This window comes from Luteimonas changyuni (assembly GCF_039548395.1).
Lineage (GTDB): Bacteria > Pseudomonadota > Gammaproteobacteria > Xanthomonadales > Xanthomonadaceae > Luteimonas.
Genome location: NZ_JBCLUZ010000004.1, coordinates 81,177 through 106,005 on the forward strand (window position 1 = coordinate 81,177; position 24,829 = coordinate 106,005).

The window sequence follows — 24,829 nt, forward strand, 5'->3', positions numbered from 1 at the left end:
GGTGAACGCGGACGCGCTCGCCACGGCGGGCGCCGTGCGCGACGCGCAGGGTGCTGGCGAAGGTTGCTTCCACTGCAGCCAGGACCTTCCCGTGGACCCGGCCAGGGCCAACATCGACGGCGAGTCGCGCCGGTTCTGCTGCGATGGCTGCGCGGCTGCCGCACAATGGATCCGCGACGCCAACCTGGTCGACTACTACCGCCTGCGCACCGAGCCGGGCGGACGCGCAGCCATCGACCTCGAAGCCCAGCTGGCCGCCTTCGATCGCGATGACGTCCAGGCCGGCCACGTGCGCGAGGTGGAAGGCGGCCGCGAGATCACCGTGCTCACCGACGGCATGCGCTGCGCGGCATGCGCCTGGCTGGTCGATCGCGCGCTCGCGCGCGAGCCCGGCGTGACCGAGGTCGTGGCCAACGCCGTCACCGGTCGGATCCGCATTGCCTGGGACCCGGCGCGCACCGCGATTTCCGGCCCGCTGCAGCGCCTGGCAGGCCTGGGCTACGTGCCCTACCTCGCCTCCGGCACGAGGCTCGAACGCGAACGCCGCGCCCAGCGCAACCGCGACCTGGTGCGCATCGGCATCGCCGGCCTGGTATCGATCCAGGCCATGATGTTCGCCGAGGCCCTGTACCTCGACATCTACCAGCAGATGCCCTTGGCCACGCGCGACTTCTTCCGCTGGGTCACGCTGCTGCTGTCGACGCCGGTGGTGTTCTGGTGCGGTTGGCCGTTCATCGCCGGCATGCTGCGCGAGCTGCGCAACCGCCAGCTGGGCATGGACACGCTGATCGCCAGCTCCACCCTGCTGGCCTACTTCGCCAGCGTGTTCGAAACACTGCGCGGCGGAACCCACGTCTGGTACGACGCAGCGGTGATGTTCGTCTTCCTGCTGCTTGGCGCGCGCATGCTGGAGCAGCGCGCCCGGCGCACCGCCGTGGCCCAGGTGGACACCCTGGCGCGGGCAAGGCCGGAGCTGGCCACGCGCGAGCTGGCCGACGGCAGCCGCGAGGTCGTGCCCACTGCGGCGCTGGCGGCCAGCGACATCGCATGCATCGCCGCCGGGGACACCGTGCCGGCCGACGGCGTCCTGCTTGACGCCCCGGCGCGCTTTGAAGAAGCGCTGCTGACCGGCGAAGCGCATCCCGTGCTGCACGTGCCGGGCGACACCATTTTCGCCGGCACCGTGTGCCGCGAAGCGCCGGCGCGCATCCGCGTCGAGCAGGTCGGCGCCGGCACCCGCCTTGCGGAGCTGGAGTCGCTGGTCGAGCGTGCGCAGTCGCACCGCCCGCGTGCGGCACAGCTGGCGGATGCCGTGTCCAGTCGCTTCGTGGCCGCCATCCTGGTGGCAACGGTGCTGGTCTATATCGGCTGGCGGATCCACGACCCCTCGCGGGCACTGGAGGTCGCGATCGCCCTGCTGGTGATCAGCTGCCCCTGCGCGCTGTCGCTGGCGGTCCCGACGGCACTCACCGTCGCCAACGGCACGCTGGCCAGGCTGGGCGTCCTGTCGACCAATCCCGATGCCCTGGGCTCGCTGGCCGCGGCAACCGACATCGTCTTCGACAAGACCGGAACCCTCGGCAGCGGACGTCCGAAGGTGGCGGGCGTGGAAGCCTTCGGCAAGCTGGACATCGAAGACGCGCTCGCGATCGCCGCGGCGATCGAGCGCGACAGCCTGCATCCGATCGCGCGCGCTTTCGACGGCCAGGACACGGGCCTGGCCGTGAGTGGGGTCGAAGAGCAGCCGGGACTCGGCATCACCGGCGTGGTCGACGGCCGGCCATGGCGGCTGGGGCGCGCCGACTTCGCTGCCGGCCGCAGCGACGATGGTGCGCTGTGGCTGGGCAATGGCGACGGCGCGGCGGCGCGCTTCGTGCTGGAAGAGCCTCCGCGCGAAGACGCTGCGACGGCCGTCGCGGCGCTGCGCGGAATGGGTGTGGACGTGCACCTCTCCAGCGGAGACGCCGCGGTGTCGGTGGATGCGTTCGCCGATCGCATCGGCATCGACCACGCCGCCTCGCGGCAATCGCCCGAGGACAAGCTGCAGGGGGTGCGCAGGCTGCAGTCACTGGGCCGCACGGTGGCGATGGTCGGCGACGGCCTCAACGACGCGCCGGTGCTCGCCGGCGCCGACGTCTCGATCGCGATCGGCAGCGGTGCCGCCCTCGCCCACCGCGCCGCCAGCCTGGTGCTCACCGCGCCCTCGCTGCTGCGCATCCCCGCCGCCATCGGCCTGGCGCGCCGGACGCGCACGATCGTGCGCCAGAACCTGGCCTGGGCGCTGGGCTACAACCTGGTCGCCATCCCGCTCGCCGCCGCCGGCCTGGTGACGCCCTGGGTCGCGGCGCTGGGCATGGCGCTGTCCTCGCTCATCGTCACCTTCAACGCGCTGCGCCTTGCGCGGGTCCCCGGCCCATGAACGTCCTGCTGTTCCTGATTCCGGTGAGCATCGTGCTGCTGGGCATCGCGGTCTGGGCCTTCCGCTGGGCCGTGCGCAAGGGCCAGTTCGAGAACCTGGACGCGGCCGCGATCGATATCCTGCGCGACGACAGTACCGACCAGTTGCCCCCGGCGACGCGCAATGCGGTCGTGGTCGATGACGCCGCGACGGGCGCGACAGGCGCGACGGATCGTGCAGGCACGGACGCGTTCGGCGACGTTGGCGCGGCGCGCGAACGCAGCGACAACCATGCCGATTGACTGGCTCGCCATCGGCGCGGCGCTGCTGGCCGGCGTGCTGGGCGGCGTGCACTGCGCCGCGATGTGCGGCGGGATCGCCGGCGGCTTCTCGGCAATGGGCGGCGGCCGCAGCTGGTGGACCGCGATGCAGCCCAACCTCGGCCGCGTGGGCGGCTACGTGCTGGCCGGCGCGCTTGCCGGTGGCATCGGCGGCGGCATCCTGGCCGCGGCGCGCAGTCCCTGGCTGGCCTTCGGCGCGCGCATGCTCGTTGGCGTGGTCCTGGTGCTGGTGGCGCTGCGGCTGCTGGACCGCACGGGCCGGCTGTCCTTCCTCGGGCGCCCGGGCGTTGCGCTCTGGCAGAGGCTGCGAAAGCTCCAGGCGCCCCTGCTGCCGGCGAACACGGTGACCAGGCGCATCGCGCTCGGCGTGCTCTGGGGCTGGATGCCCTGCGGCCTGAGCACCACGATGCTTGCCGCCGCCTGGCTTCAGGCTGACGCGGCCAACGGTGCGTTGACCATGGCGGCTTTCGGTCTTGGCACGCTGCCGCTGATGGTGTCGTTGACGTGGTCGGGTGCACGCCTGGGGCAGTGGCTGCAACGCGGGCGATGGCGGATAGCGATGGGTGGGCTAGTGCTTGCGGCCGGCCTGCTGACGATCGCCGCACCCTGGCTGATGCACATCCCGGCGCTGGCCGGTCCGCTGGCCGCACTCGGCTGCCTGCCTCCGCCCTGACCGTTTTTTGTGGGAGCCGCCATGGCGGCGAATGCCCTGCCCGGAGCCACCGCTTTTGTGGGAGCCGCTATAGCGGCGAACGCTGTGCCGGCAGAGCTCACGGGGGTGAAGGTCGCAGCTATAGCTGCTCCCACAAATTTGCAGGATGCGGCAGGTCGCAGCTATAGCTGCTCCTACGGGTTTGGGGCAGCAGGCTTGTTGGCGCGGGCGGCGCGCAGTCGCTCGAGCTTCTCGCGCAGTTTGATTTCGAGGCCGCGCTCCACCGGGCGGTAGTACACGCGTTCGCCCATCGCGTCGGGGAATCCGGTCTGGCCCAGTGCGACGCCGCCTTCCGCATCGTGGTCGTACTGGTAGCCGGCGCCGTGGCCGAGCTGCTTCATCAGTTTGGTGGGCGCGTTGCGCAGGTGCATGGGCACCTCGGCGCTGCCGTATTCGGACACGTCGCGCTTCGCCTCGCCAAAGGCCTTGTAGGCGGCGTTCGACTTGGCGGTGCTTGCCAGGTAGATCGCCAGCTGCCCAAGCGCGAGATCGCCCTCGGGGCTGCCCAGGCGGTCGTAGGCGTCCCAGGCCTCCAGCGCCATGGTCAATGCGCGCGGATCCGCCAGGCCGATGTCCTCCACCGCCATCCGCGTCAGCCTGCGCGCCAGATAGCTGGCGTCCGCGCCACCGTCGAGCATGCGCGCCAGCCAGTACAGCGCGGCGTCGGGATTGGAGCTGCGCACCGACTTGTGCAGGGCCGAGATCTGGTCGTAGAAGTGGTCGCCGCCCTTGTCGAAGCGGCGGCTGCGGTCGGCCAGCACCTGGCCCAGGGTGTCGTCTGTGATGGTGCCGCCTTCGCCCGCAAGCTCGGCGGCGATCTCAAGCAGCGTAAGCGCGCGTCGCACGTCGCCGTCGGCGGCGCTGGCGATCAGTCGCAGCTGGCCTTCGCCAATGGCGATGCCGCGTCCGCCCAGGCCACGATCCCCGTCGTCGAGCGCACGCTCCAGGGCGAGGCCGATATCGTCCGGCGACACCGCTTCCATCACGTGCACGCGGCAGCGCGAGAGCAGCGCCGAGTTCAGTTCGAACGACGGGTTCTCGGTGGTCGCGCCGACGAAGATGATCGTGCCGCGCTCGATGTGCGGCAAGAACGCGTCCTGCTGCACCTTGTTGAAGCGATGGACCTCGTCGACGAAGAGCACGGTGCGGCGGCCGCCGGCGAAGGTGTGGTCGGCTTCGGCCAGCACCTTGCGCACTTCGGGCAGGCCCGAAAGCACCGCGGAGATGGCGCGGAACTCGGCGTCGGAGTATTCGGCCAGCAGCAGGGCCAGCGTGGTCTTGCCGCAGCCCGGCGGTCCCCACAGCACCATCGAATGCACGTGGCCCGACTCGACTGCACGCCGCAGCGCGGAGCCTGGCGCCAGCAGCCGCCGCTGGCCAACCATTTCGTCGAGCGTGCGCGGGCGCATGCGCTCGGCCAGGGGGCGCAGCGCGAGGGTCTCGTCATCGGCGGGAAGCAGGCCGGGGTTGCCGGTGCCATGAGTCGGTTTGCGGGACACGTCGCGTCCAGTAAAGGCAGGGCGACACGATACCAAGGCCGCCATCGCGGCGTGGCGATTCCAGTCCCGGGCGGTGGTCAGGGGCCGGCGGTGGCGCCGTCGTCGTGGACCCGGATGTTCGGCCCCAGCGCGTGCTCGATGCTCAGCCAGGCACCGGCCCGCAGGTCGTAGAGGGCGTCGACGCGCGCGCTCGTGCTGCCCCCGGGCCCGAAGTCGGCAAGGCCGCCGGCTTCGATGCGGACGAAGCGTTCGCCCGACTGCGTGCTGCTGATGTCGTCCAGTTGGAGGAAGACCCGGCCGGCGCCCGGCAAGGCCTCGAGTTCGGTGGCCACGCGCGCCTCGAGGTCGCCCAGCAACAGGGCATCGTTGGGCACGAAGCGCTCGTCATCCGCTTCGCCATCGCCGCCGAGGACAACCTCGGGATAGCCGGCGCTGCCGAACAGCGGGTCATACCGGCTGCGGTAGCGGAAGGCGAGCCAGTCGTCGCCCTCGCCGGTGAAGCGGAGGTAGCCGACGCCGTGCACCACCCGCTCCCGCGGGCCTTCGATGTCGACCAAGGGGGCATCCAGACGCAGCTCCATCATCGATTCGCCGAAGCGGTCGCCCAAGGTCGCCACGAGGACCGCGGCGACGGCGGCCTGCTCTGCATCGGTGGCGGTCGCCTGCCCGGCACCGGCATGCCGCGCACCGGGCGCGGCCGTCTGTTCGCCGCCGCTCGCCGCGTGTGGCCCCGGCAGCGGGAGCGCCTGCGCCAGCACCCACGGCGAACACGCCAGCAGCAGGAGCAGGCACAGCGAAGACGGGTGGGGGCTGCGGCGTGGGGCCGGCATCGGGATTCCGCGGAGGGGCTCACGGAGTACAACGCTGGACGCTGCCCGACGGGGCCAGCCCGCTGGGCCGGCACCAGGGGCAGCCGGTTGGCGGGCCGGCGCCTGCGCCCGGCCCGCGTTGCGGTCAGCCCTCTCCGACCACGTCCACGCCGGCCGGTGCGACGAAGCGGAAGGTCCCGCTGTCGAAGGCAGGGTTCCGCTTCCAGCCGCTGAACGTGACCTCGGTGCGCTGGCCCAGGGTATCGACCACTTCCATGCGCACCAGCGACGCGCCCTTGAAGCCCAGGCGGGCGCTGCTGAAGCTGGCCTGGTCGGCATCGCGCGGCGACAGCTGCAGCCAGGAGAGCCCTTCGGACTCGGCGCCTTCGCGGACGTTGAAGTCGCGCTCGAGCTTCGCGGGATCGACCAGCGCCGCCAGCGGGCTGTTCTGCTCTTCCGGCCCCTGCGCGCGCACGGTCACCTGCTCGAGATCGGGATCGTAGACCCAGACCTTGTCGCCATCGGCCACGATCAACTGCTCGTAGGGCGTGGCGTACTCCCAGCGGAACAGGCGCGGCGCCGACAGCGCGACGCGGCCGCTGGAGGTTTCCTTCAGGCGACCATCGAGGTCGTAAAGCTTCTGTTCGAACTGTCCGTCGAGCCCCTTGAGGCTGGTGCTGAACGCAGCGAGATCGTCGCGGGCGCCCGCGTAGGCGGTGCCGGCGATGGTGGACAGCAGGGCCAGTGCGGCCAGCCAGTAGCGCATGCGGGTCATGGGTCGCTCCATCCGGGGAATACGTCGCGAAAGTGTCGCTCGCGCAGGCTGAATGCGGGATCACGCGGGCTTCCATTGTGGGAGCTGGCTGTGGCCCGCGTTACCGGGAGTGGGCCGTGACCCGCGAGTTACCTTCGTGGGAGCGGCCATGGCCGCGATCGCCGCCATAGCGGCTCCCACAAGTCGAAGCGCTACTGCGGCGGCGGCGGCGCCAGCACGCTGCGGTCGCCATTGTGCTCCGGCGGCGTGACCACGCCCGCGGCCTCCATCGCCTCGACCAGCCGCGCGGCGCGGTTGTAGCCGATCTTGAGCCTGCGCTGCACGCCGGAGATCGAGGCGCGCCGGGTTTCGGTGACCACCCGCACGGCCTCGTCGTAGAGCGGGTCGCTCTCATCGCCGCTGCTGCTGGATTCGGGCAGGCCGGTGGCGCCGACCACGACGCCGTCGCCCATCGTCTGCACCTCTTCCAGCACGCCGGCGATGTAGTCCGGGCCGCCGCCCGACTGCTTCAGGTTCTCGACCACGCGGTGCACTTCCTCGTCGGAAACGAAGGCGCCGTGGACCCGCTCGGGCAGCGCGGTGCCCGGCGGCAGGTAGAGCATGTCGCCGTTGCCCAGCAGCGCTTCGGCGCCGCTCTGGTCGAGGATGGTGCGCGAGTCGATCTTCGACGACACCTGGAACGCGATGCGGGTCGGGATGTTGGCCTTGATCAGGCCGGTAATGACGTCAACCGACGGCCGCTGCGTGGCCAGGATCAGGTGGATGCCGGCGGCACGCGCCTTCTGCGCCAGGCGCGCGATCAGCTCTTCCACCTTCTTGCCGACGATCATCATCATGTCGGCGAATTCGTCGATGAAGATCACGATGAAGGGCAGCGTCTCCAGCGGCTGCGCGACTTCGTCGAGTTCGGGATTGGCCTTGAACAGCGGATCCAGCAGCGGCTGGCCTGCCTCCTGCGCGTCGCGCACCTTCTTGTTGAAGCCGGCCAGGTTGCGCACGCCGACCGCGCTCATCAGCTTGTAGCGGCGCTCCATCTCGGCCACGCACCAGCGCAGGCCGTTGGCGGCCTCCTTCATGTCGGTGACCACCGGCGCCAGCAGGTGCGGGATGCCCTGGTAGACGCTGAGCTCCAGCATCTTCGGGTCGATCATCAGCATCCGCAGCTCCTTTGCGGAGGCCTTGTACAACAGGCTCAGGACCATGGCGTTGACCGCCACCGACTTGCCCGAACCGGTGGTGCCGGCGACCAGCAGGTGCGGCATCCGCGCCAGGTCGGCAACCGTCGGCCGGCCGGCGATGTCCTTGCCCAGCGCAAGCGTCAGCGGGCTGGCCGCCTTGTCGTATTCCTTCGAGCGCAGGAGTTCCGACAGGTAGATCATCTCGCGGTGCGTGTTGGGCGTTTCCAGACCGATCACCGACTTGCCCGGGATCACGTCGACCACGCGCACCGACTTCACCGAAAGGCCGCGGGCGATGTCCTTGTCCAGCGAGCTGATCTGGCTGACCTTGATGCCCGCCGCGGGTTCGATCTCGAAGCGCGTGATGACCGGGCCGGGATAGGCACCGACCACCTGGGCGTCGATGCGGAAGTCCTTGAGCTTGAACTCGATCTGACGCGACAGGGTTTCCAGGGTGTCGTCGTCGTAGCCCTTGGGCTGCGGCTTGGGATCGTCGAGCAGGGCCAGCGGCGGGATCCCGCTGCCGTCGGCGACGTTGAACAGCGGGATCTGCTGCTCGCGCTTGGCGCGCTCGCTTTTCTCGACCACCGGCGCCGGCGGCGGCTCGATCCGCACCTTGCCGCGCTTGGCCCGGAGCTCGGTATCGATCTTGCGGACCTCGGTGCGCTCCTCGCGGTGGGCGCGCGCTTCCTGCCACTCGCTGGCCTGCTTGCTGCCGCGGCGGAACAGCTCCGGCAGCCGCAAGACCCAGTGACCGATGACGTCCATCACCCTGAACCAGGACAGGCCCGTGGCCAGGGTCACCGACACCAGCAGCAGCGCCAGCAGGAACAGGTTGCCGCCCACCGGCCCGAACGCCGAGTACAGCGAGTTGCCGACCAGACGCCCCAGGATGCCCCCGCTGCCGGCCGAGTAACCCTCCACCGCGCCGATGCGCAGGTACAGCAGCCCGGTCGACGACACGATGAAGCCGACGATGCCCACCAGCCGCAGCGCCGGGCCGAGGTCGGCCTCGCCATCGCCATCGGTATCCATGCCGAAGAGCGCGATCCAGGCCACGGCGCCGAGGATCAGCGGCAGCACGAAGGCGACGTGGCCGAACAGGCCCAGCAGCACGTCGGCGGTCCAGGCGCCGACCCGTCCGCCGGCGTTGTTCAGCGGCGCGGTCAGGCTGCCGGCATTGCTCCAGCCCGGATCGGAGGGCGAATACGTCGCCAGGCACACCATCAGGTACACCAGCAGCGGCGCGATCGCGATCAGCGCGATGTCGCGCAGCAGCTTCTGCCGGCGCGGATTGGGTGCCGAAGCGGCCGCGCGCGGCGCCGTCTTGCGCTGGCGCCGGGTGCCACGTTCGGATGCCGGGCGTGCTGCCACGTGTGATCAGGCCTTAAAAAGTTCCCGCAATGGGATGATTTTAATCACATTGCAGGTCAAACAGCCATGCCCAGCAGGGCGGGATGGACCAGTTGGCCCCCGGCGACGTTGATACCGCGCGCGAGCGCCGGGTCAGACGCCCAGTCGCCACCGGCGGCCAGCCGGTTCACCCAGGGGAGGATCGCGGCGCAGATCGCCTGCGAGGACGTCTGCGGCACGGCGCCGGGCATGTTGGTCACGCAGAAGTGGGTCACGCCCTCTTCGACGTAGGTCGGCTCCTTCCAGGTGGTCGGCCGCGAAGTCTCGAAGCAGCCGCCCTGGTCGATCGCGATGTCGACCAGCACGCTGCCCGGCTCCATCGTCATGAGCATCTGGCGGGTCAGCACCTTGGGCGCCCTGGCCCCGGCCACCAGCACGGCCCCGATCACCAGATCGGCCGAAGCCACCTCGCGCGCGACCACGTCCTGGTAGGGATACAGCGCGGTGACGTTGGCGCCCAGGCGCATCATTTCGTCCATGCGGTCGGAGCGCATCTCGAACACGGTGACGTTGGCGCCGCCGGCGGCCGCCAGGGCGGCTGATGCACCGCCCGCCTTGCCGGCCCCGAACACCACGACCTTGCCGCGATCGGTCGAAGGCAGTCCCCCGAGCAGCTTGCCCTTGCCGCCTTCCGGCTGGTGCAGGAGGTGCGTGCCGACCTGCACGCCAATGCGGCCGGCGACGATCGACATCGGCGCCAGCAGCGGCAGGTCGCCGTTGGGAAGCTCCACGGTCTCGAAGGCGACGGCGGTCAGGCCGATGTCGAGCAGGCTGCGGGTCAGCGCCGGCTCGGCCGCCAGGTGCAGGTAGCAGAACAGCAGGTGGTCGCGGCGCAGGTGCTCGAGGTCGCCGGCGATCGGCTCCTTGACCTTGACGATCATCTCGCCCTTTTCATACAGCGCGGCGGCGTCGGGGGCGATGTTGACGCCCAGCGCCGCGTAGTCGGCATCGGCGAAACCGGACTTCACCCCGGCATTTTTTTCCAGCCAGACTTCATGGCCACGCTCCACCAGATCGCCCGCTGCCGCGGGGACGAGCGCGACGCGGCCCTCCAGGGTCTTTGTTTCCTTGGGAACGCCGATACGCATCTGCCGCCCTCTGGAGTGATGCACAAAAAACGCCGCATTCGCGGCGCATCTCAGTCCTGCTGCGGGGAACCCTGCGTTGCAGCCACGACAGCCGCCTGCGCCTTGTCTTGCCGCCCCGGCGCCGCCAAGCTATGGGCTTCCCAACGCCGTGTTTCCATGGCCCGCGAGTATACATGACCACTTCCAAGCACTGCCGCCTGCTCATCCTCGGTTCCGGCCCCGCCGGCTGGACCGCCGCCGTCTATGCCGCCCGCGCCAACCTCAAGCCGGTGATGGTGACCGGGCTGCAGATGGGCGGGCAGCTGATGACCACCACCGAGGTCGACAACTGGCCCGGCGACGCGCACGGACTGATGGGTCCGGACCTGATGAACCGCATGCAGGCGCATGCCGAACGCTTCGACACCGAGGTGATTTTCGACCAGGTGCACAGCGCCGACCTGTCGCAGCGTCCGTTCCGGCTGAAGGGCGACAGCGGCGAATACACCGCCGATGCGCTGGTGATCGCCACCGGCGCCACCGCCAAGTACCTGGGGCTGGAGTCGGAAGAGAAGTTCAAGGGCCGCGGCGTCTCCGCCTGCGCCACCTGCGACGGCTTCTTCTACAAGGACCAGGACGTGGCCGTGGTCGGCGGCGGCAACACCGCGGTGGAAGAGGCGCTGTACCTGTCCAACATCGCGCGCACCGTCTACCTGGTACACCGCCGCGACTCGCTTCGCGCCGAGAAGATCATGCAGGACAAGCTGCAGGCCAAGATCGACGCCGGCAAGATCGTGCCGGTCTGGCACCACGTCGTCGACGAGGTGCTCGGCAACGAGGCCGGCGTCACCGGCCTGCGCCTGAAGTCGGTGCAGGACGACAGCACGCGCGAGATCGCGGTGCACGGTTTCTTCGTGGCCATCGGCCACACGCCCAACACCTCGCTGTTCGAAGGCCAGCTGGCGATGAACAATGGCTACCTCGAGATCCGCTCGGGGCTGGCCGGCGGTGCCACCGAGACCTCGGTGCAGGGCGTGTTCGCGGCCGGCGACGTCGCCGACCAGGTGTACCGGCAGGCGATCACCTCGGCCGGCTTCGGCTGCATGGCGGCGCTGGATGCCGAGCGCTTCCTCGACAAGGACGCCTGAGTCGCGGCGCGCGGCGGGCAGCCCCGGTTGAGTCCCGGCATGTCCGTCGTGCGCGTCCACGCTTCGCTTGCGGATATCCCGGCCGCGGCCTGGGACGCGCTGCATGACGGCAGCAACCCTTTTGTCGCGCATGCCTTCCTCGAAGGCATGGAGTCCGCCGGCTGCCTGCGTCCGCGCTGGGGCTGGACGCCGCGGCACGTCACGCTGTGGGACGGCGATACGCTGCTTGCCGCAGTGCCCGGCTACCTGAAGGAAAACTCGCACGGCGAGTTCGTCTTCGACCATGCATGGGCACATGCCTATGCGCGCTACGGACGTGACTACTTTCCCAAGTGGCTGGGTGCGGTGCCCTACTCCCCGGTCACCGGGCCCCGGCTGCTGGCACGCGACGATGCCGCACGCGTCGGGCTGCTTGCCGCCATCGTCGACGACGCGCAGGCGCAGGGGCTGTCTTCGGCACACGTGAATTTCCATGCGGCCGCCGAAGACGCTGCCTTCGGCGATGACTGGCTGCGGCGCAGGGACATCCAGTACCACTGGCGCAACGCGGCGGGCTGGCCGGATTTCACGGCTTTCCTCGCCGACATGGACCACCGCCATCGCAAGAACATCCGCCAGGAGCGGGCGAAGGTCGCGCGCGCCGGGGTCACGTTCCGGGTGCTGCACGGCGACGAGGCCAGCGCGACCGATCTCGCCCACATGCATGCCTTCTACCTCGAGACCTTCGCCGACTACGGCAACTCGCCGGCGCTGACTCTCGAGTTCCTGCACCATCTGGCCGCCACCATGCCGCGCGCACTGGTGCTGGTGCTTGCCGACCTCGGCGGCGAAGCCATTGCCGGCGCGCTGTGCCTGCGCGGACGCGACACGCTGTATGGACGCTACTGGGGCGCCGTGCGCCAGCTGCCCGGGCTGCACTTCGAGACCTGCTACTACCAGGGCATCGAGTACTGCCTGCGCGAAGGGCTTTCGCGCTTCGAGCCCGGCGCCCAGGGCGAGCACAAGATCGCGCGCGGCTTCCTGCCGACGGCGGTGCGCAGCCGCCACTGGATCGCCGAACCCGACTTCCGCCAGGCACTTGCGGAGTGGTGCCGGCAGGAGGAAGCCGCGGTCGACGGCATGATGCGGGCGCTGGCACAGCGCTCGCCGTTCCGCGACGCGTCGGCTGCCACGTGAGCCGCACCCTGCCCGTCCTGCTGGCGGCGGACCCGGGCGCGCCGTTCCCGGATCCGGCAAGCGCACTGCGTGAACCCGATGGCCTGCTGGCGGTGGGCGGCGACCTGGCGCCGGCGCGGCTGCTCAATGCCTATGCCAACGGCATCTTTCCCTGGTACTCGGAAGGCCAGCCCCTGCTGTGGTGGTCGCCGGATCCGCGCACGGTCTTCAACACCGACGGCGTGTACCTGTCATCGCGCTTCCGCAGGCAGCTCCGGGGCTCGGACTGGAGCGTGGTCGCCGATCGCACGTTCGACGAAGTCGTCCACGCCTGCGCCACGGCCGCCCGCGGCGACGGCCACGGCACCTGGATCACCGACGCGATGCGCGAGGCGTATTCGGCACTGCACGCCCTGGGCCACGCGCATTCCATCGAGGTCCGGGGCGGTGACGGACGGCTGGCGGGCGGGCTCTACGGCGTCGCGGTGGGCCGGATGTTCTTCGGCGAAAGCATGTTCAGCGGCCAGAGCGGCGGTTCGAAGGTCGCCCTTGCCGCACTGGCCCGCGTGCTGGATGGCTGGGGCTGGCCACTGCTGGACGCCCAGGTGGAGAACCCGCACCTGGTCCGGATGGGAGCGCAGTCGTGGCCGCGGGACCGGTTCGTCGCCGAAGTGCGGCGTCTCACCGCCCTGCCCGGCCGGGTGGGGTCGTGGGCGGGTGACTTCGGCAAGCTTTCCGCCCCCGCGCTGGCGCAGTGGGGGCGGCTATAGCCGCGATGCCCTGGGCGGGGCTCGATCGACCGGACCGGAATCGCGGCCATGGCCGCTCCCACAGGGAACTTTTGCGCTGCGCGGCCGGGCGTGCGACAATTTCGGTCTTACGGGCATCGCGCCCGGCCCCTCAGATTGGTCAGTACATACCGCATGGCGAAAGACGATGTCATTGAATTCGAAGGCGCGGTCTCCGAGACGCTTCCCAACACGGTGTTCCGTGTGAAGCTGGAGAACGGGCACGAGATCATCGCGCACATCTCCGGGCGCATGCGCAAGAACTACATCCGCATCCTGACCGGCGACCGCGTCAAGGTCGAAATGACCCCGTACGACCTGACCAAGGGTCGCATCACGTATCGCATGAAGTAAGGCGCGCCTGTCGCGCCTGAAGAAAAAAGGCGGCCCGAGGGTCGCCTTTTTCCGTTGTGTATGTATGTGGGAGCGGCCATGGCCGCGATCGCCGCCATAGCGGCTCCCACAAAGGATCCGCCGCCCCCCGGGGCCCGGGGGGCGGACCAGCTCAGTCCACGGTCAGCGGCAGCAGCTTCTCCGGCTCCGCCTGCACGTCGAGCACCAGCTCGCCTTCAACGGCGTCGAGCGAGACCTTGCCGCCGCCCGCCAGGCGCCCGAACAGGAGCTCGTCGGCCAGCGGCCGCTTCACCTTGTCCTGGATCACCCGCGACATCGGCCGCGCGCCCATCAGCGGATCGAAGCCGTGCTGGGCCAGCCATTCGCGCGCCGCCGGCGTCGCCGCCAGGCTCACGTTCTTCTCGTGCAGCTGCTCCTCCAGCTCGATGATGAACTTGTCGACCACGCGCAGGATGTGCTCGAAGCCAAGCGGCTGGAACTGCACGATCGCATCCAGGCGGTTGCGGAACTCCGGCGTGAAGCCCTTGCGGATCACCTCCATCGCATCCGTGCTGTGGTCCTGCTGCATGAAGCCGATCGTGCGCCGCGCCGCCTGCGCCGCGCCGGCATTGGTGGTCATCACCAGGATCACGTTGCGGAAATTCGCTTCGCGGCCGTTGGTATCGGTCAGGATGCCGCGGTCCATCACCTGCAGCAGGATGTTGAAGATGTCGGGGTGGGCCTTTTCCACCTCGTCGAGCAGCAGCACGCAGTGCGGCGTCTTGACGATTTTCTCGGTCAGAAGCCCGCCCTGGTCGAAGCCGACGTAGCCCGGCGGCGCGCCGATCAGGCGGCTGACCGAGTGCGATTCCATGTACTCCGACATGTCGAAGCGCACCAGTTCGATGCCGAGCTGCAGCGCCAGCTGTCGCGTGACCTCGGTCTTGCCGACGCCGGTGGGGCCGGCGAACAGGAAGTTGCCGATCGGCTTGTCGGGGTCGCCCAGGCCGGAGCGCGCGAGCTTGATCGCGGACGTCAGCGTACCGATCGCCGGATCCTGGCCGAAGATCACCATCTTCAGGTTGCGCTCGAGATGCTCCAGCACGTCCTTGTCCGAGGCGCTGACCTGCTTGGCCGGGATGCGCGCCATCTTGGCGACGATGGTCTCGACCTCTTCGACATCGATCAGCGACTTGCGCAGGTTTTCAGGCAGCAGCCGCTGGCGCGCGCCGGCCTCGTCGATCACATCGATCGCCTTGTCCGGCAGCAGGCGGTCGCCGATGTGCTTGACCGACAGGTCCACCGCCGCCTGCAAGGCCTCGTCGGCGTAGGTGACATCGTGGTGGGCTTCGTAGCGCGGCTTCAGGCCCTTCAGGATTTCATAGGTTTCGCCGACGGTGGGCTCGACGATGTCGATCTTCTGGAAGCGCCGCGCCAGCGCCCGGTCCTTCTCGAAGATGCCGCGGTATTCCTGGAATGTGGTCGAGCCGATGCAGCGCAGCTCGCCCGACGCCAGTGCCGGCTTGATCAGGTTCGACGCGTCCATGGTGCCGCCCGACGCCGAGCCGGCACCAATGATGGTGTGGATCTCATCGATGAACAGGATCGCGTTCTCGTGCTTGCCGACCGCGGCCAGCACCGCCTTCAGCCGCTTCTCGAAGTCGCCGCGGTACTTGGTGCCGGCGACCAGCGCGCCCAGGTCGAGCGAGTAGATGGTGGCGTCGGCCAGCACTTCGGGCACTTCGCCATCGACGATGCGCTTGGCCAGGCCCTCGGCGATCGCGGTCTTGCCGACGCCGGCCTCGCCGACGTAAAGCGGATTGTTCTTGCGTCGGCGGCAGAGCACCTGGATCGTGCGCTCGATCTCCTCGGCGCGGCCGACCAGCGGATCGATCTTGCCCTGGCGGGCGAGCGCGTTGAGGTCGGTGGCGAACTCCTCGAGCGCGTCGCCCTTGCCATCCCCCTCGGGGCCCTCGGCGCGGGATTCGGACTCTCCGGAATCGGGCTGCGGCTCTTCACCCGTGCGCGCGATGCCGTGCGACAGGTAATTCACCACGTCGAGCCGGCCCACGTCCTGCTGGTTGAGGAAATAGACGGCGTGCGAATCCTTCTCGCCGAAGATCGCCACCAGCACGTTGGCGCCGCTGACCTCCTTCTTGCCGGAAGACTGCACGTGATAGACCGCGCGCTGCAGGACGCGCTGGAAGCCCAGCGTGGGCTGGGTGTCGCGGCCGTCGTCATCGGCCAGCCGGGACACGGAACTGGCGATGGCCTGCTCGAGGTCGGAGCGCAGGCGGTGGAAGTCGGCGTCGCAGGCCTTCAGGACCGTCTCGGCCGAAGGGTTGTCGAGCAGCGCCAACAGCAGGTGCTCGACCGTCATGTACTCGTCGCGTGCCTCGCGGGCGCGCTTGTAGCACTGGCCGATGCTGTATTCGAGATCCTTGCTGAACATGGGGCGGAGGCCTCCTGATTCACTGCCTACCAGATGGGGATGCCCGGAGGCTTTTTCCATCCGGCGTCGGATTCCTTGTAGGCCTTGGCCTGCACCATTGGCAAGCGTCGGCCACGGGCCACAGTATCCCGGCAGGCGATGTCAGCGCAGGGTGCAGGCGACGCCCGCGGGCCGGCTGTTCAGGCCTTTTCCATCGTCGACAGCAGCGGATGCTGGTTCAGGCGTGCGTACTCATTGACCTGCGCCACCTTGGATTCGGCCACGTCGCGGGTAAACACCCCGCACACGCCGCGGCCGCGGGTATGTACGTGCAGCATGACCTGGGTGGCGCGCTCCAGGTCCAGGCCGAAAAAGCGCACCAGCACTTCCACCACGAAATCCATGGGCGTGTAGTCGTCGTTCAGCAGGAAGACGGAATACAGCGGCGGTCGCGCCAGTTCGGGGCGACCGACCTCGACGGCGACGCCGTGGTCGCGCTCGTGTCCGGAGTTGTTGCTCATGGCCATGATTATACCGGCGCGCCCGGTGGACGGGCCCCGCCTGCCGGGGGAAAATGCCCCGCCGGCCCAACGGTTCCTGCATGCATCCTGCCCAGCTCGTACCGACGATCCACGCCGACGCCCCGATGCGTCCGGACGCGCGTGGGCGCCACCGGCCGTGAGCTATCGACAGGGCCGGTTCTGGCAGCCCGACGTCACCGTTGCCACCGTGGTGGTGGACGACGGACGCCTGCTCTGCGTCGAGGAGTACTCCGCTGGCCGGCTGGTGCTGAACCAGCCGGCCGGCCACCTCGAGCCCGACGAGGACCTCGTGGATGCCGCTGTGCGCGAAACACTCGAGGAGTCCGGCTGGACCGTCGAGCCCACCGCGTTCATCGGTGCCTACCAGTGGACGTCGCCCACTCGCCCGGACGGCACGCCGGGCCGCCACTACCTGCGCTTCGCCTTCGCTGCGCGGCCGCTGTCGCATGATCCGGCACGGTCGCTGGACGAGGGCATCGTGCGCGCGATGTGGCTGACCCCCACGGAGCTCCAGGCGCAGGCGGAGCGACACCGCAGCCCCCTCGTCTGGCAGGTCGTCGCCGACTGCCTCGGCGGCAGCCGGCAGCCGCTGTCGCTGCTGCGCTCGGTGCGCTGATGGCCGCGCCGGGCATCATCGTCGGCATGTCCGGCGGCGTGGACTCTTCGGTCGCCGCCCTGCTCCTGCGCAATGCCGGTGAATCGATTGCCGGGCTGTTCATGGACAACTGGGCCGATGACGGCAGCGGTCATTGCCGCGCCGATGACGACCGCCGCGACGCCGTAGCCGTCTGCGGCCGGCTGGGGATCCCGATCCACTTCCGCGACTTTTCCGGCGAGTACTGGGCCGGCGTGTTCGAGCACTTCCTGGCCGAGTACGCCGCGGGGCGCACGCCCAACCCCGACGTGCTCTGCAACCGCGAGATCAAGTTCAAGCATTTCCTGGACGCCGCGCGCGAGCTCGGCGCCGCGCGCATCGCCACCGGCCACTACGCGCGCGTGGACCACGACGGCGGACACTGGCGCCTGCTGCGCGCCGCCGACCGCGGCAAGGACCAGAGCTATTTCCTGCACCAGCTCGGGCAGGCGCAGCTCGCAGCCACGGTGTTTCCACTCGGCGATCTGCAGAAGGGCGACGTGCGCGCGATGGCTGCCGCAGCCGGGCTGCCGACGGCGGCAAAAAAGGACTCGACCGGCATCTGCTTCGTCGGCGAGCGCGATTTCCGCGAGTTCCTCGGCCAGTACCTGCCAGCGCGGGCGGGTGAAATCCGCACGCCCGGCGGCCAGGCCGTGGGCGAACACCAGGGCGTGTTCTACTACACGCTGGGCCAGCGCGAGGGCCTGCACATCGGCGGCCGTCGCGGTTTTGAAGACAAGCCGTGGTACGTGGTGGGCAAGGACGTGGCGTCCAACGTGCTCACGGTTGACCAGGGGCATGACAGCCCATACCTCATGTCACAGATCCTGCAGAGCGAGGCCGCGCACTGGATCGCCGGCGCGCCGCCATCCACCCGTTTCAGCTGCACGGCGCAGACGCGCTACCGGCAGCAAGAGGAGCCATGCCAAGTGACAGTCGATGATTCTGGTGCCCTGCGGGTCGCATTCCAGCGCCCGCAGCGCGCGGTGACGCCCGGCCAGTCCGTGGTGCTGTACGACGGCGAGGCCTGCATGGGCGGCGCCGTGATCGCGACGACCGACGCGCCGGCCGGCACGTTGGAGGCATCGGCATGAGCGACATGCACGAGCGCATGCTGGCCCTCGCCGGCCTCGCCCAGGCGCTGCGCCAGGTGCGCCGCGTGGCAGAGACCGGACAGGCCGAGGGCACGGTGCTGGAAACCGCGCTCGGCAGCGTGTTCCGTATCGACGCCGACTCACCCGCCGACGTTTACGACGGCGTCCCCAACGTGCGCCCGGGCCTGATGCTGGTGCGCGACTACCTGGCCAACAAGGGCCAGGATCCGCTGCTGCCGAAGCTTGCGCTTGCGGTGACCCAGCTCGAGCGCCGCTTCGTGCAGGACGACGACATCGCCGGGCGCGTGCACGAGGGCATCCTCGCCGCGCGCATCGACGCCGAACGCCTGGGAACGGCCCATCCCGAGGTGCTGGCGAAGCTCGGCAGCCTGTATGCGGATACCGTCAGCCACCTGCGCCCGCGCGTTCTGGTGCAGGGCAACCCGCACTACCTGGGCCAAGCCGCGATTGTGGCCGAGATCCGCGCGATGCTGCTGGCGGCGCTGCGCTCGGCGGTGCTGTGGCGGCAGTTCGGCGGCAGTCCGTGGGACTTCCTGCTGCGCCGCGGAGCGATGGCGCAGGCGGTGGAGGATCTGCTCGGCTAGGCCCGCAGTCCGGGACCGGCCCGCAAAACCTGCACTGCGGGAGTGGGCTTGCCAGGGTGTCACGGGATAGGGATAGGATGGCCTGGCGTGGCCGGGCAGCGGTGATCCGCCGGCCTGACCCGCGCTCCCTCCCCTATCGGAATGCCCCATGTCGATCCAGTCCATCCTGGCCGATCTTGATTCCACGCGTGACGCGCGCGAGGCGCTTTAAAAGCACTTCCATCGCAACCCCGAACTGTCGCTGCAGGAATACCGGACCGCGGACAGGATCGAGGCGGAGCTCGCGGGCTACGGCATCGACGAGATCCTGCGCATCGGCAAGACCGGCGTGGTCGCCATCCTCCGCAACGGCGACGGCCCGGTGGTCGCGATGCGCGGCGACACCGACGGCTTGCCGATGGCCGAACGCTCCGGCGTGGACTACGCCGCCGAGGGCGTGACCCAGGTCGACGAGGCCAGCGGCCAGGCGATCCCGGTCGCGCACACCTGCGGCCACGACTTCCATATCGTGTGCCTGCTGGGTGCCACGCAGGCGCTGCACGACCACCGCGACGACTGGTCCGGCACGTTCGTGGCGGTGTTCCAGCCCGGCGAGGAAAACGCCGCCGGCGCGAAGGCGATGGTCGCCGCCGGTATCGTCGACAAACTGCCCAGGCCCGACGTCTACCTGGGCCAGCACGTGCTCGGCTCGCTGCCCGGTGGCGCGGTCGGCATCCGCAGCGGCCCGCTGTTCTCGGCCGCGGCCTCGATCGAGATCACCCTGCACGGCAAAGGCTCGCACGGCTCGATGCCGAACCTGGGCGTGGATCCCATCGTGCTCGGCGCCGCCATCGTCAGCCGCCTGCAGACCATCGTCTCGCGCGAAGTTGCCCCGAGGGAGACCGCGGTGGTGACCGTGGGCAGCTTCCACGCGGGCACCAAGTCCAACATCATCCCCGAATCCGCGGTGCTGCAGCTCAACACCCGCGCCTTCGACAAGGACGTGGAGAAGCACCTGCACGAGGCGATCGAGCGCATCGTCCACGCCGAGTGCGGGGCCGCGCGCTCGCCCAAGCCGCCGGAATTCCGCTATTACGACCAGTACCCGCTGACCTCGAACCACGAAGAGCCCACGGTGCGGGTGCGCGCCGCCTTCGACGCGTACTTCGGCGACGACTCGGTGGACATGTCACCGGTGCCGGCCTCGGAGGACTTCTCGGTCATCCCGGATGCCTTCGGCTGCCCGTACACGTATTGGGGGCTGGGCGGCTTCGAAGACTGGAAGAACGCGACCGGCAACCACTCGCCCTTCTTCGCGCCCGACATCCATCCCACGCTTGACCGCGGCACCCAGGCGATCGTGGTCGCCGCGTCGCCCTGGCTGATCGGGAGCAAGTGATGAACGCCACCATCGCTGACCCATCCGCCAACAACACTGGCTTCAAGGGCAACGACTCCGCGCTGCTGGGCATCGTGCTCGCCGTCGTCACCTTCTGGCTGTTCGCGCAGACCACGATGAACATCGGGCCGCTGATGGCCGACGATGTCGGCATGCCGATGCCGGTGATGAACATCGCCATCTCGCTGTCGGCGCTGTTCTCGGGGATGTTCATCGTGGTGCTGGGCGGCCTGGGCGACAGGTTCGGCCGGGTCAAGGTGGTCTTCCTTGGCAACATCCTCAACATCGCCGGCTCGCTGCTGATCGCGTTCGCGATCGACGGCGCGCTGGCGACGCCGATGATCCTGCTGGGCCGCATCCTGCAGGGCCTGGCCGCTGGCGCGATCATGCCCTCGACGATGGCGCTGCTGAAGGTCTACTGGGATGGTGCCCAGCGGCAGCGCGCGGTGTCGATGTGGTCGATCGGTTCCTGGGGCGGCTCCGGCCTGACCGCGATCTTCGGCGGCTTCATGGCATCCACCATGTTCGGCTGGCGCTCGATCTTCATCATCTGCGCGCTGGTGTCGGTGGCCTCGATCCTGCTGATGCGCCAGATCCCGGAGTCCGCACCGCTCCCCGGGCGCCCCGGAAAGACCGACTGGGCCGGCATCATCTCGATGGCAGTGGGGCTGGCGGCGCTGCTGATCGTGGTCACGCAGGGTTCGAAGATCGGCTGGGCCAACCTGCTTACCTGGGGGCTGTTCGCGGTGTTCCTGGTGGCCTTCGGGGTCTTCATCAACGCGGAACTGAAGGCGCCCTACCCCCTGGTCGACTTCAAGCTGTTCAAGAACACCGTATTCACCGGTGCGACGATCTCGAACTTCCTCATCAACGGCACCGCCGGCGCGTTGACGGTGTCGCTGTGGGTGCTGCAGGGCGCGGCGGGCATGTCGGCGGCGACCGCCGGCTATTTCACCGTCGGCTACGCGGTTTTCATCATCGCCTTCATCCGGGTGGGCGAGAAGCTGCTGCAGCGGTTCGGCCCGCGCCGGCCCACGCTCTGGGGCTGCCTGATCGTGTTGCTCTCGATCCTCTTGCTCATGGCGACGCATACGCTGCAATCGCAGTACACGATGCTGGCCATGGTCGCGTACTCGCTGTTCGGTCTGGGCCTTGCGTTCTATGCCACACCGTCCACGGACGCCGCGCTCGCCAACCTGCCGGGCGACCGGGCGGGTGCGGGCTCGGGCATTTACAAGATGGCGTCTTCGCTGGGCGCCGCGTTCGGCGTGGCCATCGCCGCCGCCATTTTCACCGCGCTGTCGGATGCCGGGCTTGCGGCGGTGGGCGCGGTGATCGAATTCAGCGGACGCCAGGACAACCTGGCGGTACGCGAAGCCGGCATGGTGGGGCTGGCGTTCACCGCGCTGATGGCGATCGCGGCGCTGGTCTCCATCACCATCTTCATTCCGGAGCAGATCAAGGATCACCCAGCGGCCGGGGCGTGACCGCCGGCGCCGACAGCAGGCCGCGGCGGCGGTACCAGAGCTCAAGCGGCAGGGTCACCAGCGGCGGGATTGCGGCCAGTACCGCCATCAGCAAGGCCCACATCGGCCAGCGCAGGCGCGCGCCCGCCACGATGGCCACGACCAGGTACAGCAGGAAGGCGCCGCCGTGGAGGCGGCCGAACAGCCAGACCACGGCGTCCGTGCTGCCGCTGACGTACTTCAGGTACATGCCGACAAGCAGGCCGGCCCAGGTGAAGGCTTCGATCAGGGCGACGATGGAGAAGAGCAGGCCGGCGGGTGACAGGGGGCGTGGGTGCATGGGTGGTCCGGGTTTGGCGGGGATATCGCGGCTGTAGCCGCTCCCACAAGGACCGGGCAACCGGGGTGCAAGGCAACGCCCGGCGTTTGCCGGGCGTTCCGTGTCGACGATAGCGGTCGGGTGGATCAGGCGACCGGTGCGGCCTCCGCGACCTCCTGGTACTCCTCGATCTGGTCGAAGTTCATGTAGCGGTAGATCTCGGCGCCCTTGTCGCTGATGACGCCGACGTCGATGAGGTACTCCTCGCGGGTCGGGATGCGGCCCAGGCGTGAGCAGATCGCCGCCAGCTCCGCCGAACCCAGGTAGACGTTGGCGCCACGGCCCAGGCGGTTGGGGAAGTTGCGGGTCGAGGTCGACATGACCGTCGCGCCCTCGCGCACCTGCGCCTGGTTGCCCATGCACAGCGAGCAGCCCGGCATCTCCATGCGCGCGCCTGCAGCGCCGAAGGTGCCGTAGTGGCCTTCCTTGGTGAGCTCGCTGGCGTCCATCCTGGTCGGCGGCGCGACCCACAGGCGCGTGGGTATGTCGCGCTTGCCTTCCAGCAGCTTGGCCGCCGCGCGGAAGTGGCCGATGTTGGTCATGCACGAGCCGATGAACACTTCGTCGATCGTGCTGCCGGCGACGTCGGACAGGGTCCTGGCATCGTCCGGGTCGTTAGGGCAGCACACGATCGGTTCGACGATCCCGGCGAGGTCGATCTCGATCACCGCCGCGTACTCGGCGTCGGCATCGGGCTCCAGCAGCTGCGGGTTGGCCAGCCACTGCTCCATCTTGTCGATGCGACGCTGGATGGTGCGGGCGTCCGAGTAGCCTTCGGCGATCATCCACTTCAAGAGCGTGATGTTGCTGGTCAGGTATTCGATGATCGGCGCCTTGTCCAGCTTCACCGTGCAGCCGGCGGCGGAGCGCTCGGCCGAAGCGTCGGCCAGCTCGAAGGCCTGCTCGATCTTGAGCTCCGGCAGGCCCTCGATCTCGAGGATGCGGCCGGAGAAGATGTTCTTCTTGCCCTGCTTGGCGACGGTCAGCAGGCCCGCCTTGATCGCGTACAGCGGGATCGCGTGCACCAGGTCGCGCAGCGTGACACCGGGCTGCATACGGCCCTTGAAGCGCACCAGCACCGACTCGGGCATGTCCAGCGGCATCACGCCGGTCGCGGCCGCGAAGGCCACCAGGCCGGAGCCGGCCGGGAACGAGATGCCGATCGGAAAGCGGGTGTGCGAATCGCCGCCGGTGCCGACGGTGTCGGGCAGCAGCATGCGGTTGAGCCAGCTGTGGATGATGCCGTCGCCCGGGCGCAGCGAGATGCCGCCGCGGGTGGAGATGAACTCCGGCAGTGTGTGGTGGGTCTTCACGTCCACCGGCTTCGGATAGGCCGCGGTGTGGCAGAAGGACTGCATCACCAGGTCGGACGAGAAGCCCAGGCAGGCCAGGTCCTTCAGCTCGTCGCGGGTCATCGGACCGGTGGTGTCCTGCGAACCCACGGTGGTCATCTTCGGCTCGCAGTAGGTGCCCGGGCGCACGCCCTGCCCTTCCGGCAGGCCACAGGCGCGGCCGACCATCTTCTGCGCGAGGGTGAAGCCCTTGCCGGTGTCGGCGGGCGCCGCCGGCTGGCGGAACAGCGTGGTCGCGGGCAGGCCCAGCGACTCGCGCGCACGCGCGGTCAGGCCGCGGCCGATGATCAGCGGGATGCGGCCACCGGCACGCACTTCGTCGAACAGGACCTCGCTCTTGACCTCGAACCCGGCGATCACCTCGCCGTCCTTCAGCGCCTTGCCCTCGTAGGGACGCAGCTCGACCACGTCGCCGTGCTCCATCTTCGACACGTCGAGTTCGATCGGCAGTGCGCCGGCGTCCTCCATGGTGTTGTAGAAGATCGGCGCGATCTTCGAGCCCAGGCAGACGCCGCCGAAGCGCTTGTTCGGGATGAAGGGGATGTCCTCGCCCGTCCACCACAGCACGCTGTTGGTGGCCGACTTGCGGCTGGAGCCGGTGCCGACCACGTCGCCGACGTAGGCGACCAGGTGGCCCTTGGCCTTGAGATCGGCGATGGCCTGGATCGGGCCGCGCTTGCCGTCCTCTTCCGGCTCGAAGGGCGCGTCGGGGCGCCTGTTCTTCAGCATCGCCAGCGCATGCATCGGGATGTCCGGGCGCGTGGTCGCATCCGGCGCCGGCGACAGGTCGTCGGTATTGGTTTCGCCGGGCACCTTGAACACGGTGATGGTCATGCTCGCGGCCACTTCGGGCCTGGAGGTGAACCATTCGGCATCGGCCCAGCTCTGCAGCACGGCCTGCGCATGGGCATTGCCGGCCCTGGCCTTCTCTTCCACGTCGTGGAAGGCGTCGAACACCAGCAGCGTGTGCTTCAGGCCCTCGGCCGCGACTGCGCCGAGCGCGGCATCGTCCAGCAGTTCGACCAGCGGCGCGACGTTGTAACCGCCCAGCATCGTGCCGAGCAGCATGGTCGCGCGCTCGCGGCTGATCAGCGCGTTCTGCTCGCCGCCGAAGGCGAGCGCGGCGAGATAGGAGGCCTTGACCTTGGCGGCGTCGTCCACGCCGGCGGGCACGCGATGGGTCAGCAATTCGACCAGCGCGACATCCTCGCCGGCCGGCGGGCTCTTCAGCAGTTCAATGACCTCGGCGGTCTGCTGCGGCGTGAGCGGCAGCGGCGGGATGCCGAGCGCGGCGCGTTCGGCCACGTGATGGCGATAGGCTTCCAACATGGG

The 24,829-nt window shown here is 69.2% G+C and carries 20 protein-coding genes and 1 pseudogene; 12 read left to right on the forward strand and 9 right to left on the reverse strand.

Going from position 1 to position 24,829, the window contains the following annotated elements; genetic code table 11:
- Position 1 precedes the first annotated feature (1 nt).
- Genes WCD84_RS02805 through WCD84_RS02815 form a run of 3 tightly spaced genes read left to right on the forward strand, consistent with a single transcriptional unit; the run spans position 2 to position 3,412 of the window.
- Positions 2-2,419 (forward strand): heavy metal translocating P-type ATPase, encoded by a 2,418-nt coding sequence (locus WCD84_RS02805; RefSeq protein WP_343280345.1) that lies wholly within the window; start codon positions 2-4, stop codon positions 2,417-2,419.
- Positions 2,416-2,700 carry a cbb3-type cytochrome oxidase assembly protein CcoS gene (gene ccoS, locus WCD84_RS02810; protein WP_343280346.1) on the forward strand — a complete coding sequence of 95 codons (285 nt, stop codon included), beginning with the start codon at positions 2,416-2,418 and terminating at the stop codon, positions 2,698-2,700. The genes WCD84_RS02805 and ccoS overlap by 4 nt, the downstream gene beginning before the upstream one ends.
- The gene (locus WCD84_RS02815) at positions 2,690-3,412 is read left to right on the forward strand and encodes a sulfite exporter TauE/SafE family protein (protein ID WP_343280347.1); all 723 of its coding nucleotides are present in this window, start codon (positions 2,690-2,692) and stop codon (positions 3,410-3,412) included. The genes ccoS and WCD84_RS02815 overlap by 11 nt, the downstream gene beginning before the upstream one ends.
- Before the next feature lie 173 nt (positions 3,413-3,585).
- On the opposite strand, the gene WCD84_RS02820 is transcribed toward WCD84_RS02815, so the two are convergent.
- From WCD84_RS02820 to ald, 5 genes are all read right to left on the reverse strand, one after another.
- Complete coding sequence (locus WCD84_RS02820) at positions 3,586-4,860, reverse strand: replication-associated recombination protein A (protein WP_343254033.1); 1,275 nt, start codon at positions 4,858-4,860, stop codon at positions 3,586-3,588.
- 167 nt (positions 4,861-5,027) lie between these two features.
- Entirely contained in the window at positions 5,028-5,780 is a 753-nt protein-coding gene (locus WCD84_RS02825; RefSeq protein ID WP_343280348.1) for a hypothetical protein, read from the reverse strand.
- A 124-nt stretch (positions 5,781-5,904) separates the two neighbouring features.
- Positions 5,905-6,546, reverse strand: a complete 642-nt coding sequence (lolA, locus tag WCD84_RS02830; protein ID WP_343280349.1) for an outer membrane lipoprotein chaperone LolA — start codon at positions 6,544-6,546, stop codon at positions 5,905-5,907.
- Positions 6,547-6,725: 179 nt separating this feature from the next.
- On the reverse strand, positions 6,726-9,086 hold the full coding sequence (locus tag WCD84_RS02835) for a DNA translocase FtsK (protein ID WP_343253926.1): 2,361 nt from the start codon (positions 9,084-9,086) through the stop codon (positions 6,726-6,728).
- Between the two features lie 56 nt (positions 9,087-9,142).
- Entirely contained in the window at positions 9,143-10,213 is a 1,071-nt protein-coding gene (gene ald, locus WCD84_RS02840; RefSeq protein WP_343280350.1) for an alanine dehydrogenase, read from the reverse strand.
- A gap of 173 nt (positions 10,214-10,386) precedes the next feature.
- Here ald and trxB point away from each other — a divergent pair, with 173 nt between their 5' ends.
- From trxB to infA, 4 genes are all read left to right on the forward strand, one after another.
- Positions 10,387-11,340, forward strand: coding sequence for a thioredoxin-disulfide reductase (gene trxB / locus WCD84_RS02845; protein ID WP_343278219.1), 954 nt, complete (start codon positions 10,387-10,389; stop codon positions 11,338-11,340).
- A gap of 39 nt (positions 11,341-11,379) precedes the next feature.
- Positions 11,380-12,516 carry a GNAT family N-acetyltransferase gene (locus tag WCD84_RS02850; protein WP_343278220.1) on the forward strand — a complete coding sequence of 379 codons (1,137 nt, stop codon included), beginning with the start codon at positions 11,380-11,382 and terminating at the stop codon, positions 12,514-12,516.
- Entirely contained in the window at positions 12,513-13,265 is a 753-nt protein-coding gene (aat, locus tag WCD84_RS02855; RefSeq protein ID WP_343280351.1) for a leucyl/phenylalanyl-tRNA--protein transferase, read from the forward strand. The genes WCD84_RS02850 and aat overlap by 4 nt, the downstream gene beginning before the upstream one ends.
- A gap of 153 nt (positions 13,266-13,418) precedes the next feature.
- A complete protein-coding gene (gene infA, locus WCD84_RS02860; protein WP_343253921.1) occupies positions 13,419-13,637 on the forward strand; it encodes a translation initiation factor IF-1 in 219 nt (72 codons plus the stop codon).
- Positions 13,638-13,788: 151 nt separating this feature from the next.
- Here the strand turns inward: infA and clpA are convergent, their stop codons facing one another.
- Together clpA and clpS are read right to left on the reverse strand one after the other, a co-directional pair.
- Entirely contained in the window at positions 13,789-16,068 is a 2,280-nt protein-coding gene (gene clpA / locus WCD84_RS02865) for an ATP-dependent Clp protease ATP-binding subunit ClpA (protein ID WP_343280352.1), read from the reverse strand.
- A 179-nt stretch (positions 16,069-16,247) separates the two neighbouring features.
- Positions 16,248-16,568, reverse strand: a complete 321-nt coding sequence (gene clpS, locus WCD84_RS02870) for an ATP-dependent Clp protease adapter ClpS (protein WP_343253919.1) — start codon at positions 16,566-16,568, stop codon at positions 16,248-16,250.
- Between the two features lie 157 nt (positions 16,569-16,725).
- On the opposite strand from clpS, the gene WCD84_RS02875 reads away from it, so the two are divergent.
- The 5 genes and pseudogenes from WCD84_RS02875 to WCD84_RS02895 all read left to right on the forward strand — a co-directional run bounded on the left by WCD84_RS02875 (position 16,726) and on the right by WCD84_RS02895 (position 21,787).
- Positions 16,726-17,205 carry an NUDIX hydrolase gene (locus tag WCD84_RS02875; RefSeq protein ID WP_343280353.1) on the forward strand — a complete coding sequence of 160 codons (480 nt, stop codon included), beginning with the start codon at positions 16,726-16,728 and terminating at the stop codon, positions 17,203-17,205.
- A complete protein-coding gene (gene mnmA, locus WCD84_RS02880) occupies positions 17,205-18,317 on the forward strand; it encodes a tRNA 2-thiouridine(34) synthase MnmA (protein ID WP_343280354.1) in 1,113 nt (370 codons plus the stop codon). Before WCD84_RS02875 ends, mnmA begins: the two co-directional genes overlap by 1 nt.
- Before the next feature lie 5 nt (positions 18,318-18,322).
- On the forward strand, positions 18,323-18,922 hold the full coding sequence (locus WCD84_RS02885) for a lysogenization protein HflD (protein ID WP_449280055.1): 600 nt from the start codon (positions 18,323-18,325) through the stop codon (positions 18,920-18,922).
- A 223-nt stretch (positions 18,923-19,145) separates the two neighbouring features.
- Positions 19,146-20,300: pseudogene (locus tag WCD84_RS02890) on the forward strand (amidohydrolase); the annotation flags it as partial.
- Entirely contained in the window at positions 20,300-21,787 is a 1,488-nt protein-coding gene (locus WCD84_RS02895) for an MFS transporter (protein ID WP_343280355.1), read from the forward strand. The pseudogene WCD84_RS02890 and the gene WCD84_RS02895, both read left to right, overlap by 1 nt.
- Here the strand turns inward: WCD84_RS02895 and WCD84_RS02900 are convergent.
- Both WCD84_RS02900 and acnB read right to left on the reverse strand, forming a co-directional pair.
- Entirely contained in the window at positions 21,759-22,106 is a 348-nt protein-coding gene (locus WCD84_RS02900) for a DUF3817 domain-containing protein (protein ID WP_343278227.1), read from the reverse strand. The two genes, WCD84_RS02895 and WCD84_RS02900, sit on opposite strands and share 29 nt — an antisense overlap.
- Positions 22,107-22,231: 125 nt before the next feature.
- A complete protein-coding gene (acnB, locus tag WCD84_RS02905; protein WP_343280356.1) occupies positions 22,232-24,826 on the reverse strand; it encodes a bifunctional aconitate hydratase 2/2-methylisocitrate dehydratase in 2,595 nt (864 codons plus the stop codon).
- Between the last annotated feature and the right edge of the window lie 3 nt (positions 24,827-24,829).